Consider the following 13,979-nt stretch of genomic DNA (forward strand, 5'->3'; position numbering starts at 1 on the left):
CGCGCCCCCCCCACCGGGAGATACCACGGCGCCCCGGCGACCCCCGCCCCCCCGCCCCCCCGCCCCCGCGGGCCGCTACGCCGCGGAGAAGCGGGGGAGGTGCTGGTGTCGGCCGCGGAGCTGCTCGCGGCGGGGGAGCGTCCGGTGCTGCTCGACGTCCGCTGGGCGCTGGGTGACGACCGGGGGCGCGAGAAGTACCTGGCCGGTCACCTGCCGGGTGCGGTCTACGTCGACCTCGAGACCGAGCTCGCCGACCCACCCACTCCTGCGATGGGACGGCACCCGATGCCGTCGATACAGCGACTGCAAGCGCGCGCGCGACGCTGGGGTGTTCGTGCGGACCGCCCCGTCGTCGCCTACGACGACTCCGGCGGTCTGGCGGCGGCCCGGGCATGGTGGCTGCTCCGCTGGGGCGGCCTGACCGACGTGCGGCTGCTCGACGGCGGGCTGCGCGCCTGGGTCCGTGCCGGCGGCGAGCTCGAGACCGGGGACGTCGTACCGCCACCCGGGGACGTCGTCCTCCGCGGTGGCGGCATGCCGGTGGTCGACGCCGACGACGCCGCCGCCCTGCCGGGTCGCGGCGGGGTCCTGCTGGACGCCCGTGCTGCCGAGCGCTATCGCGGCGAGGTGGAACCGGTCGATCCGCGGGCGGGTCACGTGCCCGGTGCCACGAGCGCCCCGACGACCGAGAACCTCAGCGGCGACGGCACCTTCCGCCCGGCGCACGAGCTGGCTGCGCGATTCGCGGCGCTGGGTGCCCGGCCGGGCGGCCCCGTGGGCGTCTACTGCGGCTCGGGCGTGACCGCGGCGCACGAGGTGGCGGCGCTGGCCGTCGCGGGGATCGAGGCGGCGCTGTGGCCGGGGTCGTGGTCGCAGTGGTCGGCGGACCCCGACCGGCCGGTGGCGACGGGCGGCTGATCAGCCCTCGGAGACGACGCTGTCGATCGAGAGCGAGTCGGACTGGGTGACGGTGGCCGATCCGCCGGTACGGGCCACGTCGGCGACCACGCCCCCGGAGACGTTGAGCGCCACCTCGAGGACGGTGGGCGGGCCGATGGCGAGGATCTCGTAGGGCGAGCTCAGCTCCTGCCCGTCGATGGTCAGCTCGCCGGGCGTGCCACCGACGTAGCTGGAGGCCACCACCCGGATCCCGTCGATCTCGATGGCCTCGGCGCCCGCGCCGCGCAGCTCCTGGATGGCGTCGAGCAGCACGGCCGGGGTGACGGCGCCGTCCGGGTCCTGGACCACCACGCGCAGCCCGGGGCCCTCGGCGGGCAGCGTCCCGTTGAGGATCCCGATGGCCTCGGCGCGGCGCTGGGCCTCGGCCAGCGCCGACCCCGACTGCGTCCGGCCGCCGCTGAGCTCCTCGACGGCCTGCTCCCGCTCGGCGAGCTGCTGGCGCAACTGCTCCTCGCGGGTGTCGAGCTCGTCGAGGATGCGGACGAGGTCGGCCTCGGTCGCCCCCGTGAGCTCGTCGGCCTCCTCGGTGCTGCGGATCTGGACGACGAGCCCGAAGCCCAGGACCAGCGCGAGTGCCGCGGTGACGACGCCGGAGACCACCCGGTTCCACCGTCGGCCGCCCGACGGCGTCGTCTCTGGGGTGGGGGAGCCCGCTTCGGGGGCCTGCCCGTCGATCGGGTCGGTCATCGTGGCCCCACCCTAGGTCACCGGACGGCCGGGGCAGCCCCATCGGGAGCCGGCGTGACGGCGGCGTCGTACCGGTCGAGCAGGACCTCGGCGATCCGCTCGTCGGGCAGCAGGGGAGCGGTGACGAGGTCGGCGCCGGCGCCGGCGAGCTTGTCGTGGAAGTGCCCCGGGGCGAGCAGGTAGGCGGCGAGCACGACACGCTCGGCGCCGGCCCGGCGGGCCGCGGCGACGGCGTCGGGCACCGGGGGCCGGGCGGCCGACCCGTAGCCCGTGGTCACGCGTCCGGTCCACGAGCGCTGGAGCAGGGCGGCGGTGTTCTCGACGTCGGCGACCGATCGCGGGTCGCTGGATCCCGCGGCGGCCAGGACGACGGCGGTGCGCGGGTCGCGCGGGTCGGCCCCGGCGTCCACCAGCCGGTCGTGCAGGACGGCGACCAGGCGCGGGTCGGGACCCAGGGGGCGCGCGGCCACGGTGCCCTCGGCCCCGGCGACGGCGTCCGCGATGTCCACGTGCACGTGGTAGCCGCCCGAGAGCAGCAACGGGACGACGACGGCGGGACGCCCCTCGGCGGCCAGCCCGGCCACCACGTCGACGACCGTGGGGGGCTGCACGTCGACGAAGGCCGCCGTGGTCACCAGGTCGGGGCGCCGTGCCCGGGCGGCCAGCGCCAGCTCGGCGATCAGCCGGCGCCCGGTCGGGTTGCGGGTGCCGTGCGCGCAGGCGACGAGGACCGGTTGTGCACTCATCGTCGTATCCGGGCCCCGGAGACGACGGTTCGTGCACATTCCGCGCAGGGAGCGGGAGGCGTCGGGTTCACAGCGCCCGCGTCATGCCGCCGTCGACGGGGATCATGATGCCGGTCAGGTAGGAGGCCGCGGGGGAGAGGGCGAAGGCGGCCACCCGCCCGAACTCCTCCGGCCGCCCCAGCCGGCGCAGCGGGATGCTCCCCTCGGTGCGGGCGCGGGCGGCCGCGGGATCACCGGAGGCCGCCTCGATCTCGGCGATCCGGTCCGTGGCGACGGTCCCCGGCAGCAGGCCGAGGACCCGGATGCCCCGGGGGCCGAGCTCGTCGGCCAGGGCCTTCGCCGTCATCGCCAGGCCGGGACGCAGCCCGTTCGAGATGGCCAGGTGACCGATCGGCTGCCGGACCGAGACCGACAGCACGAACGCGATCGCGGCGCCCTCGGGCAGGTGAGGGACCAGCGCCCGGACCAGGCGCAGCGGCCCGAGCAGCACCGACTCCACCCCGGCCCGCCACGCGTCCTCGGGGGTCGAGAGCACGGTCCCCGGCGCGGGGCCGCCGACGCTGATGAGGACGCCGTCGACCTGTCCGAGCCGGTCGAGCGCGTCGGTGACCAGCCGATCGGCGGCGTCGGCGTCGGCCAGGTCGGCCGGGGTGCCGAACGCCGAGGACGCCCCGCCGAGCGAGGCGACGGCGGCGTCCACGGAGTCGGCGGAGCGGGAGCTCACGAGCACCCGTGCCCCGTCGTCGACGAGGGCCCGGGCGGTCGCGAACCCGAGCCCCCGGCTCGCGCCGGTGAGCAGGAATCCGCGACCGCCCAGACCCAGGTCCATCAGGCGGCCGAGCCCCGCAGCGAGCGCAGCACGTACTGCATGATCCCGCCGTTGCGGTAGTAGTTCGCCTCACCGGGGGTGTCGATGCGGACCCGGGCGTCGAACTCCACGTCCCCGGCCTTCACCTTCACCGTGCGGGGCACCGAGCCGTCGTTCAGCGCGGTGATCCCGGTGATGGTGAACTCCTCGTCGCCGGTGAGGCCGAGCGACTCGCGGTCCTGGCCCTCGGGGAACTGCAGCGGCAGGACACCCATGCCGATGAGGTTCGAGCGGTGGATGCGCTCGTAGCTCTCGGCGATGACCGCCTTGACGCCGAGCAGCGCCGTGCCCTTGGCCGCCCAGTCGCGCGACGAGCCCGAGCCGTACTCCTTGCCGGCCAGCACGACCAGCGGGATGCCGGCGTCGATGTAGGCGCGCGAGGCGTCGTAGATCGTCGTCGTCTCGCCGGTCAGGTGGTTCTTGGTGACGCCACCCTCGGTGCCGGGCACCAGCTGGTTGCGCAGCCGGATGTTGGCGAAGGTGCCGCGGATCATGACCTCGTGGTTCCCGCGGCGCGAGCCGTAGGAGTTGAAGTCGCGACGGTCGACACCGTGCTCGCGCAGGTACTTCCCGGCGGGGCTGTCGGCCTTGATCGAGCCGGCCGGCGAGATGTGGTCGGTGGTCACCGAGTCGCCGAGCACCGCGAGGGTGCGGGCACCGGAGATGTCCTCGACCGGGGCCGGCTCGGCCGGCATGCCCTCGAAGTACGGAGGACGCCGCACGTAGGTGCTGTCTTCCGCCCACTCGAAGGTGTCGCCGGTGGGTGTGGGCAGGTTCTGCCACTGCTCGGTGCCGGCGAACACGTCCTCGTAGCTGCGGCCGAACTGCTCGGCCGAGACGGCGTGGTCGATGACCCGCTGGACCTCCTGCGGCGAGGGCCAGATGTCGCGCAGGAAGACGTCGTTGCCGTCGGCGTCCTGGCCCAGGGGGTCGTTGTTCAGGTCGACGTCCATGGAGCCGGCCAGCGCGTAGGCGATGACCAGCGGCGGGGAGGCCAGGTAGTTCATCTTGACGTCGGGGTTGATCCGGCCCTCGAAGTTGCGGTTGCCCGAGAGCACCGAGACGACGGCCAGGTCGGCCTCGTTGACCGCAGCGGAGACCGGCTCCGGCAGCGGACCGGAGTTGCCGATGCAGGTGGTGCAGCCGTAGCCGACCAGGTAGAAGCCCAGCTTCTCCAGGTACGGGGTGAGCTCGGCCTTCTCGTAGTAGTCCATGACGACCTTGGACCCGGGGGCCAGCGTCGTCTTCACCCACGGCTTGGTGGCGAGCCCGCGCTCGACGGCGTTCTTCGCCAGCAGCGCGGCGCCGATCATCACCTGCGGGTTGGACGTGTTGGTGCAGGAGGTGATGGCGGCGATGACGACGGAGCCGTGGTCGACCTCGGTCTCCGTGCCGTCCTCCATGACGACCTTCGTGGGCTTGCGCGGCCGCTCGGCGACGGGGTGGCCGTCGACGTGGTGCGGCTTGCCGGCCTCGCCGTTGCCGTGGGCGAAGGGGCTGACCGGGTCGGACGCCGGGAAGGACTCCGCCGAGGCCTCGTCGGCGCTGGACTCGACGCCGTAGGGCTGCTCGTGGCCGGGGACGCCGGGCTTGCGGTCCTCACCGCCGGTCTCGTCGGCGGCCACGTAGTCCTTGAGCGCCTCGCGGAAGGCGGGCTTGGCGTCGGTGATCGCGACCCGGTCCTGCGGGCGCTTCGGGCCGGCGATCGAGGGGACGACGGTGCCGAGGTCGAGCTCGAGGTACTCGGAGAAGGCCGGCTCGCGGGAGGCGTCGTGCCAGAGGCCCTGCTCCTTGGCGTAGGTCTCGACCAGCTTCACCTGCTGCTCGTCGCGACCGGTGAGCTTCAGGTAGGTGATGGTCTCCTCGTCGATGGGGAACATCGCCGCGGTGGAGCCGAACTCCGGGCTCATGTTGCCGATCGTGGCGCGGTTGGCCAGCGGGACCGCCGAGACGCCCTCGCCGTAGAACTCGACGAACTTCCCGACGACGCCGTGCTGGCGCAGCATCTCGGTGATGGTGAGGACCAGGTCGGTCGCGGTGGCGCCGTCCGGCAGCTGACCGAAGAGCTTGAAGCCCACGACGCGGGGGATGAGCATCGAGACCGGCTGGCCGAGCATCGCGGCCTCGGCCTCGATGCCGCCGACGCCCCAGCCCAGCACGCCCAGGCCGTTGACCATCGTGGTGTGCGAGTCGGTGCCCACGCAGGTGTCGGGGTAGGCGACGACGCGGTCGCCCTCGGGGCGCGGGAAGATCACGCGGGCCAGGTGCTCGATGTTGACCTGGTGCACGATGCCGGTGCCCGGGGGGACGACCTTGAAGTCGCTGAAGGCGCCCTGGCCCCAGCGCAGGAACTGGTAGCGCTCGCCGTTGCGCTCGTACTCGATCTCGACGTTGCGCTCGAACGAGTCCTCGGTGCCGAAGATGTCGGCGATCACGGAGTGGTCGATGACCAGCTCGGCCGGGGCGAGCGGGTTGATCTTCTGCGGGTCGCCACCGAGCTCGGCCATCGCCTCGCGCATCGTGGCGAGGTCGACGATGCAGGGGACTCCGGTGAAGTCCTGCATGACCACGCGGGCCGGGGTGAACTGGATCTCCTGGTCGGGCTCGGCCGACGGGTCCCAGTTGGCGATCGCCCGGATGTGGTCGGCGGTGATGTCCGCGCCGTCCTCGGTACGCAGGAGGTTCTCGAGGAGGACCTTCAGGCTGAAGGGCAGCTTCTCGGAGCCCTCCACCGCGTCGAGTCGGTAGATGTCGTAGTCGGTTCCGTCGACCGAGAGCGTCGACCGGGCTCCGAAGCTGTCCTTGCTGGCTGCCACTCTTCTGCGCCTACCCCTCGCTGGTTCGTCGCGGCTGGTTCGTCGCGCTCGTGTCCATCCCCGATCATCCCAGTTCGCGGAGCGATGCACCGGGTCAGGCAACCCTTCCTTCCCCCGGTGACGTCGATCACCGGAGGCGACCCACCGGACCCAGCGGTCACTGGTGTCCCGCAGGTGCCCGCCGCAGGGTGAACGGAAGCCGACTTCCTGCCATCGGGACGTGCGGCCGCTTAGCGTGCCCGGCCATGACCGTGGTCGAGTCAGCGGCGAGCACCGCGGTGATCCCCGCTCCGCGCACAGCCCTTCCCGCAGCGGCCCGGGCCGGGCTCGCCGGGGGGCCGGCTCCCCTCCAGATCGCGCGCCCCGACCGGCGCCGGGTGGTGCGCCGGGTCCTGCTCTCCCTCCTCTGCCTGTCCTTCGCCGGCGCCTGCGTGCTGGAGGGGCTGCCCACCGACCGGATCGTCCTGCTCGGGTGGGTGGTCGCCGGGCTGGCGCTCTACGCGGTCGCCGACGGCGCGCGCCGCCTGACCCGGCTGCTCGCCGACTGGCTGCCCCTGGTGGCCCTGCTGCTCGCCTACGACGCCAGCCGGGGGCTCGCCGACGGGTTCGGGGCGCCGGTGCACGTGAGCGAGCCCGCCGCGGCGGACCGGTGGCTGGCGGCGGGCAACCTGCCCACCGTCGTGCTGCAGGCGCACTGGGACGCCGCCTGGTGGCAGGCGCTGGCGACGCTCGTCTACGCCAGCCACTTCGTCGTCACGCCGCTGGTCCTGGCGGTCCTGTGGGTCCGCGACCGTCAGCGCTGGGTGCGCTACGCCCGGCTGGTCATCGCACTCTCGGCGGCCGGGCTGGTCACCTACGTGCTCTACCCGGCGGCGCCGCCGTGGCTGGCCGCGAAGGACGGCGTCATCGAACCCGTGCGCCGGCTCAGCGGCGCCGGGTGGGAGGTGCTCGGGCTGCCCCGCGCCGGCGCGCTGCTCGCCGACAGCCAGGGGCAGGTCAACCAGGTCGCGGCGGTGCCCTCGCTGCACACCGCCTTCGCCGTCCTGACCTGCCTGGTCCTCCTGCCCGTGGCGCGGCGGACGTGGCAGCGGCTGCTGCTGCTCGCCTACGGCCCGACGATGGCGCTGGTCCTGGTGTGGGCGGGGGAGCACTACGTCGTGGACACCGTGCTGGGTGCGATCTACGCCCGTGGCGTCGTCCTCGTCGCCGCGCACGCCCGGCCGCTGGTGCGTGGGGTCGTCCTGCGGAACCGGTTACGGGTCGCGGCTCCTACCGTGGAGGCGTGACCGGAGCCGTTCCCGAGCCCCTGCCCGACTGGCTGACCGCGGCCACGCGGATCACCGCGCTGACCGGTGCGGGCATCTCGACCGACAGCGGCATCCCGGACTACCGCGGCCCGCAGGGCGTGTGGACGCGGGATCCCGACGCCGAGAAGCTCGTGACGCTCTCGTACTACGTGGCCGACCCCGACATCCGCCGCCGCGCCTGGCTGATGCGCCGCGAGATGGGCGCCCGGCAGCCGCGCCCCAACGCCGGGCACGCCGCGCTCGCCGACCTCGAACGGCAGGGGCGGCTGCGCATGCTGGTGACGCAGAACGTCGACGGGCTGCACCAGGCCGCCGGCTCCTCGCCGGACCGGGTGGTCGAGATCCACGGGACGGTGCACGAGGTCGAGTGCCTCGGGTGCGGCGAGCGGTCGTCAATGAGCGAGGCGCTGGAACGGGTCGACGCCGGGGAGGCCGATCCGGCCTGCCTGGTCTGCGGCGGCATCCTCAAGTCGGCGACGATCAGCTTCGGCCAGGAGCTGGACGCCCGATCCGTCGAGGCCGCGGTCGCCGCGGCGCGGGACTGCGACGTCTTCCTCGCGGTCGGCACCTCGCTGCAGGTCTGGCCGGTGGCGGGGCTCGTCGAGGTGGCGCTGCGGGCCGGGGCCCGGGTGGTGATCGTCAACGCCGAGCCGACGCCCTTCGACGACCTCGCCTCGCTGCTGGTGTCCGAGCCGATCTCGGCCGCCCTGCCCCGGCTGGTCCGCGCCTGACCCGCTCGCCCGGCCGGCCGGCGCCCGCCGTGGCACCGTGCAGGGGTGCCGCCGACTCCCTCCGACCTGCCCGACGACCTGACCGGGATCCTCGACGAGGTGGCGGCCGAGGCCCGCCCGCTGGCCGAGGACGACGAGGTGGCCGAGCCCGGGGAGGGACCCGAGCGGTTCGCCCTGGCGTTGTGCGAGCTCGACGGCACCGAGCACGTCGCCGGTGACGCCGACGTCGGCTTCGCGGTGCAGAGCGTGGTCAAGGTGTTCGCGCTCACCGCGGCGCTCCACCGGGTCGGCGAGGACGTCTTCCAGCGGGTGGGCAGGGAGCCGTCGGGCGACCCCTTCGACTCCCTGGTCCAGCTCGAACGCGAGCGCGGCATCCCCCGCAACCCGTTCATCAACGCTGGTGCCGTCGTCGTCTGCGACGTGCTGGTGGGGGCCACCGGCTCGCCCGAGGCGGCGACGGCCGCGGTCTCCGACCTGCTGTCCGAGCTGGTCGGAGAGGAGCTCGAGACCGACCCCGAGGTGCTCGAGGAGGAGCGCGCCGGCGCCGACATGAACCTGGCGATGGCCCACCTGATGAGCTCGTTCGACAACTTCACCCACCCGGTGCCCGATGTGGTGGACGCCTACCTGCAGATGTGCGCGCTCACCGTCACCTCCCGGCAGCTGGCCCGGGCTGCCCGGTTCCTGGCCTACGACGGGGTGAACCCGCGGAACGACGAGCAGGTGCTGACCGAGCCCCTGGCCCGGCGGGTCAACGCGGTGATGATGACCTGCGGCACCTACGACGCGGCCGGTCAGTTCGCCTACGACGTGGGCTTCCCGTGCAAGAGCGGGGTGGGCGGCGCGGTGATGGGCGACGTGCCGAACCGGTTCGGGGTCTGCGCCTGGTCCCCGCCGCTGGACCGGGCCGGCAACTCGCGGGCCGGCCGAGCGGCGCTGCACCTGCTCAGCGAGCGGCTGGGGCTGTCCCTGCTGTGACCGCGCACCCGGCCGCTCCGCGGCGGTCGGGTGCGCGGGAGGGTCAGGCGATCGCGTGGCCGTGCGCGAACACGCCGGTCGGGTCCAGCCGGCGCTTGACCGCCCGGAGACGGGCGAGGTCCTCGCCGCCCCACAGGGTGCCGACCTCCTGCGGGCCCGCTGCGCCGAGGAAGTTGAGCAGCGAGCCGCGCGCCGCCCAGGGCCGGAGCCGGTCGAGGACCGCGGCCGTCACGGCTGGTACGACGTCGACCAGCGGCGGGACCATCGGCCCGAGCACCCACGCCGAGTAGGCGGCGTCCCGTCCGGCGACGGCGTTCGGCACCGCGGCTGGGCGGGACAGCGCACCGCCCAGGTGCCGTAGTTCGGCGAGGACCAGCGGCACCTCCACCTGCGGCCCGGCGACCTCGAGCAACGCGTCGACGGCCTCGGCGGGCAGCTCGCGCAGGGTCATCCCCCGGTCGAAGGACGGCATCGGGTCCGGCGGGTCCATGTGGATGCCGTCGACGGCCGCGTAGGGCATGTCGGCCACGGTGTCGATGAGCGCGGGAGCCACCGCGCGCATCGGCGCGAGCAGCGCCGCCCCCTCCGCGGCGGGACCGAGGTGGGCGAACCGCAGGTGGACGACGGTCTGCCCGCGCAGCGGCTCGGGCACCGCCGGGTCCGGCGGCATCCGGAGGATCGCGATCGAGGTGGTCGTCTCCTCCGGCAGCGTGGGCGTCCACTCCCGGTAGGCGTGCAGCAGGCCGTGCGCGGCCGACCCGGGGAAGAAGACCGCCCCACCGTGCAGCCCGGCCACCGGGAACAGGTCGAACTCGAGTTCGGTGACGATGCCAAAGTTGCCCTTCCCGCCCCGCAGCGCCCAGAACAGCTCCGGGTCGCTGACGGCGTCGGCGTCGCGGATGGCGCCGTCCGCCGTCACGAGCCGCGCGCGCCGCACGTGGTCCGCGGCGAAGCCGTACCGGCGGGCGAGGACGCCCAGTCCGCCGCCCAGGGTGTAGCCGACGACGCCGACCCCCGAGGAGGAGCCGCTCAGGGGCGCCAGGCCGTGCGGCGCCGCGGCGTCGATCACCTGCCGCCAGCGGACGCCGGCGCCGACGCGGGCGGTGCGTGCCTCCGGGTCGATCTCGACGCGGTCCAGCCGGCTGGTGGTCACCAGCACGGCGTCGCGCAGATGGCCCAGCAGGCCGTGGCCGGTGGCCTGCACGGCGACGGCGCGGCCGGTGTCCACGGCCCAGCGGACCGCGGCGGAGACGTCCTCGGCGCTGGTGGCGCCGACGACGACCGCCGGATCCGGGCGGTGGGCGACGTTGAACGGGGCCACCTCGGCGGCGAACCCCGGGTCCCCGGCGGTCAGGACGGGCCCGGCGACGGCGCGGGCGAGGGCGGGGACATCGGGGACGGCGGTGCGGTCGGGGGACAGGTCGGGTGCGGCGGTCATGACGGGGACTCCAGGAGGGACGAGCGAGCGGGATCGGGGACGCAGACGCAGGTTCATCGGCCGGCCGTCGCTTCGATCTCGACGACCATGCCGGGCAGGGCGAGGCGGACGACGCCCACGAGCGTCATGGGCGGGGTGGCACCGACACGGGCCAGCCTTTCGGCGAGGACGTCCGAGTGCGCGAGGACGGCGTCGACGTCGGTCGCGTAGACCGTCAGGCGCAGCACGTCCGAGAGGTCCAGGCCGGCCGCGGCGAGGACCGTCTCGAGGTTCTCGACGGCCAGGGCCAGCTGGGCGGCCGGGTCGTCCTCGTGCAGCAGTGCGCCGGTCGCGTCGACCGGACCCTGACCGGCGACGGAGAGCAGTCGGGCGGGGGCCGGTCGCAGCTGCGCCTGGTCGAAGCCGAGGGCTGCGCTCCAGGGGACGGGGTTGATCCGCTCGACGGGAGCGGACGGGGCGGAGGTGGTCATGGCGACCAACCTGGCGGCCGCCGCAGCCGCGGCACATCCCATGGATCTGGGAATCTGCGCCCCCAGACTTCTGGGGTACTCAGGCGGGGCGCGGACCGACACACTGTGCGCGGGCAGCGAACGCGCCCGGAGGCACTCCCTGGGAACACGGGGGACAGGCGTCGGCGAGGTGGACTCGTGAGCAGCATGCTGACCGAACGGGTGCGGGCCCAGGTCGGTGGCCTGGCGGTGAGCGGCCTGGACGTGCCGACCTTCACCGCCGCGGCGCTGGAGTCCGTGCGTCGGGCGGTGCCGTTCTCCGCGGCGTGCTTCGCCACGGCCGACCCGGCCACCGGGCTGGTCACCGGCACCGTGAAGGTCGGGCTCGACGACCACCACGACGACGAATGGGCGCACTTCGAGTACGTCGTCCCGGACCCGTCGGCGTTCCTCGACCTCAGCCGCCATCCCGGCGCGGTCATGGCCCTGCACTCGGCCACCGGCGGCCACGTCGAGCGGTCTCCCCGCTTCGCCGACTTCATCCGGCGCTACTGGAACTTCGACGACGAGATGCGCGCCGCGCTGACCCTCGACGGCACCACCTGGGGGTTCGTGGCGCTGTTCCGCGACGGCCCGGGAGCGGCCTTCACCCCGCCGGAGCAGTCGTTCCTCAGCGGCGTCAGCTCGACCCTGGCGGGCGGGCTGCGCAGCGGTCTGCTCACCGCGGCGGCCGTACCGGGCGGCGACCCCGTGGACGGCCCGGCCGTGCTGGTGGTCGACCCGTCCGGCGAGCTCGCCTCGGCCAGCGTGGGCGCCGACGCGCAGGTCGCCGACCTGGGTGGCGGGCCGCTGGGGGAGTCCCCGTTGCCGCTGGCGCTGCTCGCCCTCGTGGGAGCCGCGCGACGCGGTGCCGCGAACGGCCGGGTGCACCCGCCGCGCGTCCGGCTGCGCACGCGCTCGGGCCACTGGGTGGTGGCGCACGCCTCGCCGTTGATGAAGCGGGACGGATCCGCCGCCGACGTCGTGGTCACCATCGAGGAGGCCCGCCCGCCGGAGATCGTCCCGATCGTCGTGGCCGCCTTCGGACTCACCCCACGCGAGCAGGACGTCGTCCAGCTGGTACTCCAGGGTCTGGACACCGCGGCCATCGCGGCGACGCTGCACCTGTCGGCCTACACGGTGCAGGACCACCTCAAGGCGATCTTCGCGAAGGTTGGGGTGCGCAGCCGCCGCGAGCTGACCGCCAAGGTCTACTTCGACCAGTACGCCCCGCACCTGGCCGCCGGGGTCGGCGTCGCCCCGTCGGGCTGGTTCGCCGAGGCCACCGTCCCGGCACCACGCCGTCCGCTGCCGTAGGGCAGATCCCCCCGGCTAGCGTGACGGGGACCACCTCCACCGAACCCGGGAGCCGGACATGCGCGTGCCCTTGACCACCCGCGACTTCCTGGAGCGGGCCGAGCTCGTCTACGGCGACCGCACCGGCATCGTGGACGAGCCGAACCAGCCCGCGCCGTCCCTCGGGGGGCTGAGCTACCGCGAGGTCGCCCGCCGTGGCCGGGCCCTGCAGGCAGCCCTCGACGAGCTCGGCATCGGCGAGGGCGAGCGGGTGGCGATCGTGAGCCACAACGCCGCCCGGCTGCTGGAGGTGCTGCTCGCCGTCCCCGCGTCGGGCCGGGTCGCGGTGCCGATCAACTTCCGGCTCTCCCCGGAGGAGGCAGGGTACATCGTCGGGCACTGCGGCGCGCGGGTGCTGTTCGTCGACCCGGAACTGGAGTCCACGCTGGGGAACGTGACGGCGGAGCACCGGTTCGGCACGGGGGAGGAGTACGAGCAGCTGCTCCGGTACGACGTCGAGCCGCGCGCCTGGGCGCAGCCCGACGAGGACGCGACGGCGACGATCAACTACACGTCCGGCACCACCGCCCGGCCCAAGGGCGTGCAGATGACCCACCGCAACCTGTGGATCAACGCGGTCACCTTCGGCATGCACATGCAGGTCAGCGACCGCGACGTCTACCTGCACACGCTGCCGATGTTCCACTGCAACGGCTGGGGCCTGCCGTACACGATGGCCGGGCTCGGGGCGAAGCAGGTCGTGCTGCGCAAGGTTGACGGCGCCGAGATCCTGCGCCGGGTCGAGGAGCACGGCGTCACGATCATGGCCGGGGCGCCGGCGGTGTGGAACGCCGTCCTGGAGGCGGCCGCCGACTGGGACGGCGAGATCCCCGGGCGCGACAAGGTGCGCATCGTCGTCGCCGGTGCGCCGCCGCCGTCGAAGACCATCGCCCGCGTCGAGGCGGAGCTCGGCTGGGAGTTCAACCAGATCTACGGCCTCACCGAGACCGCCCCGCTGCTCACGATCAACCGCCCGCGCGCCGAGTACGACGAGCTCGAGCCCGAGGAGCGCGCCAAGCGGCTGTCCCGCGCCGGTGTCCCGGCCCTGGGCACGCGCATGTCGGTGAGCGAGTCCGGCGAGGTGCTGGCGCAGGGCAACACCGTGCTGGCCGGCTACTGGGAGAACCCGGACGCCTCCGCCGAGGCGCTGGAGGGGGGCTGGTTCCACACCGGCGACGGCGGCACGATCGACGACGGCGGCTACGTCACGATCTCCGATCGCAAGAAGGACGTGATCATCACCGGCGGCGAGAACGTCTCCTCGATCGAGGTGGAGGACGTCGTCTTCAGCCACCCGGCGGTCGCGGAGGTCGCCGTCATCGGCGTCCCCGACGACAAGTGGGGCGAGATGGTCACCGCGATCGTCGTCGTCGCCGAGGGCGAGCAGGTCACCGAGGCCGACATCATCGCCCACTGCCGCGGCAAGATCGCCGGCTACAAGGTCCCCAAGCGGGTGGAGTTCCGGGACGAGCTGGCACGGACCGCCACCGGCAAGATCCAGAAGTTCAAGCTGCGCGAGTCCTTCTGGGAGGGCGCCGAGCGCCAGGTCAACTGAGGCCCGGCGCCGGCTCCCGGCGGAGCCGCACCGTTCACCTGCCCGTGTC

General features: G+C 74.0%; 12 protein-coding genes. 6 read left to right on the forward strand and 6 right to left on the reverse strand.

Annotated features, from left to right (window positions below; all coding sequences use genetic code 11):
• Positions 1–99: 99 nt before the first annotated feature.
• Entirely contained in the window at positions 100–918 is an 819-nt protein-coding gene (locus tag ACI793_RS18105; protein WP_456607769.1) for a sulfurtransferase, read from the forward strand.
• On the opposite strand, the gene ACI793_RS18110 is transcribed toward ACI793_RS18105, so the two are convergent.
• From ACI793_RS18110 to ACI793_RS18125, 4 genes are all read right to left on the reverse strand, one after another.
• On the reverse strand, positions 919–1,647 hold the full coding sequence (locus ACI793_RS18110; protein ID WP_456607770.1) for a DUF881 domain-containing protein: 729 nt from the start codon (positions 1,645–1,647) through the stop codon (positions 919–921).
• 17 nt (positions 1,648–1,664) lie between these two features.
• The gene (locus ACI793_RS18115; protein WP_456607771.1) at positions 1,665–2,393 is read right to left on the reverse strand and encodes a sirohydrochlorin chelatase; all 729 of its coding nucleotides are present in this window, start codon (positions 2,391–2,393) and stop codon (positions 1,665–1,667) included.
• A gap of 67 nt (positions 2,394–2,460) precedes the next feature.
• A complete protein-coding gene (locus ACI793_RS18120; protein WP_456607772.1) occupies positions 2,461–3,222 on the reverse strand; it encodes an SDR family oxidoreductase in 762 nt (253 codons plus the stop codon).
• Positions 3,222–6,077 carry an aconitate hydratase gene (locus tag ACI793_RS18125; protein WP_456607773.1) on the reverse strand — a complete coding sequence of 952 codons (2,856 nt, stop codon included), beginning with the start codon at positions 6,075–6,077 and terminating at the stop codon, positions 3,222–3,224. The genes ACI793_RS18120 and ACI793_RS18125 overlap by 1 nt, the downstream gene beginning before the upstream one ends.
• Positions 6,078–6,322: 245 nt before the next feature.
• Here ACI793_RS18125 and ACI793_RS18130 point away from each other — a divergent pair, with 245 nt between their 5' ends.
• The 3 genes from ACI793_RS18130 to glsA are packed head-to-tail and all read left to right on the forward strand — an operon-like array spanning position 6,323 to position 9,093.
• Positions 6,323–7,363 carry a phosphatase PAP2 family protein gene (locus tag ACI793_RS18130; RefSeq protein WP_456607774.1) on the forward strand — a complete coding sequence of 347 codons (1,041 nt, stop codon included), beginning with the start codon at positions 6,323–6,325 and terminating at the stop codon, positions 7,361–7,363.
• Positions 7,360–8,115 carry an SIR2 family NAD-dependent protein deacylase gene (locus tag ACI793_RS18135; protein WP_456607775.1) on the forward strand — a complete coding sequence of 252 codons (756 nt, stop codon included), beginning with the start codon at positions 7,360–7,362 and terminating at the stop codon, positions 8,113–8,115. Before ACI793_RS18130 ends, ACI793_RS18135 begins: the two co-directional genes overlap by 4 nt.
• A gap of 45 nt (positions 8,116–8,160) precedes the next feature.
• Positions 8,161–9,093, forward strand: coding sequence for a glutaminase A (gene glsA / locus ACI793_RS18140; RefSeq protein WP_456607776.1), 933 nt, complete (start codon positions 8,161–8,163; stop codon positions 9,091–9,093).
• Positions 9,094–9,136: 43 nt separating this feature from the next.
• On the opposite strand, the gene ACI793_RS18145 is transcribed toward glsA, so the two are convergent.
• Together ACI793_RS18145 and ACI793_RS18150 are read right to left on the reverse strand one after the other, a co-directional pair.
• Positions 9,137–10,531, reverse strand: a complete 1,395-nt coding sequence (locus ACI793_RS18145; RefSeq protein ID WP_456607777.1) for an FAD-binding oxidoreductase — start codon at positions 10,529–10,531, stop codon at positions 9,137–9,139.
• A gap of 53 nt (positions 10,532–10,584) precedes the next feature.
• Positions 10,585–11,001: a RidA family protein gene (locus ACI793_RS18150; protein ID WP_456607778.1), complete on the reverse strand. Its 417-nt coding sequence runs from the start codon at positions 10,999–11,001 to the stop codon at positions 10,585–10,587.
• Positions 11,002–11,187: 186 nt separating this feature from the next.
• On the opposite strand from ACI793_RS18150, the gene ACI793_RS18155 reads away from it, so the two are divergent.
• Both ACI793_RS18155 and ACI793_RS18160 read left to right on the forward strand, forming a co-directional pair.
• Positions 11,188–12,336 (forward strand): response regulator transcription factor, encoded by a 1,149-nt coding sequence (locus tag ACI793_RS18155; RefSeq protein WP_456607822.1) that lies wholly within the window; start codon positions 11,188–11,190, stop codon positions 12,334–12,336.
• Positions 12,337–12,394: 58 nt separating this feature from the next.
• Entirely contained in the window at positions 12,395–13,930 is a 1,536-nt protein-coding gene (locus tag ACI793_RS18160; RefSeq protein WP_456607779.1) for a long-chain-fatty-acid--CoA ligase, read from the forward strand.
• Positions 13,931–13,979: the final 49 nt, after the last annotated feature.

Source organism: Blastococcus sp. SYSU DS0617 (assembly GCF_054051075.1).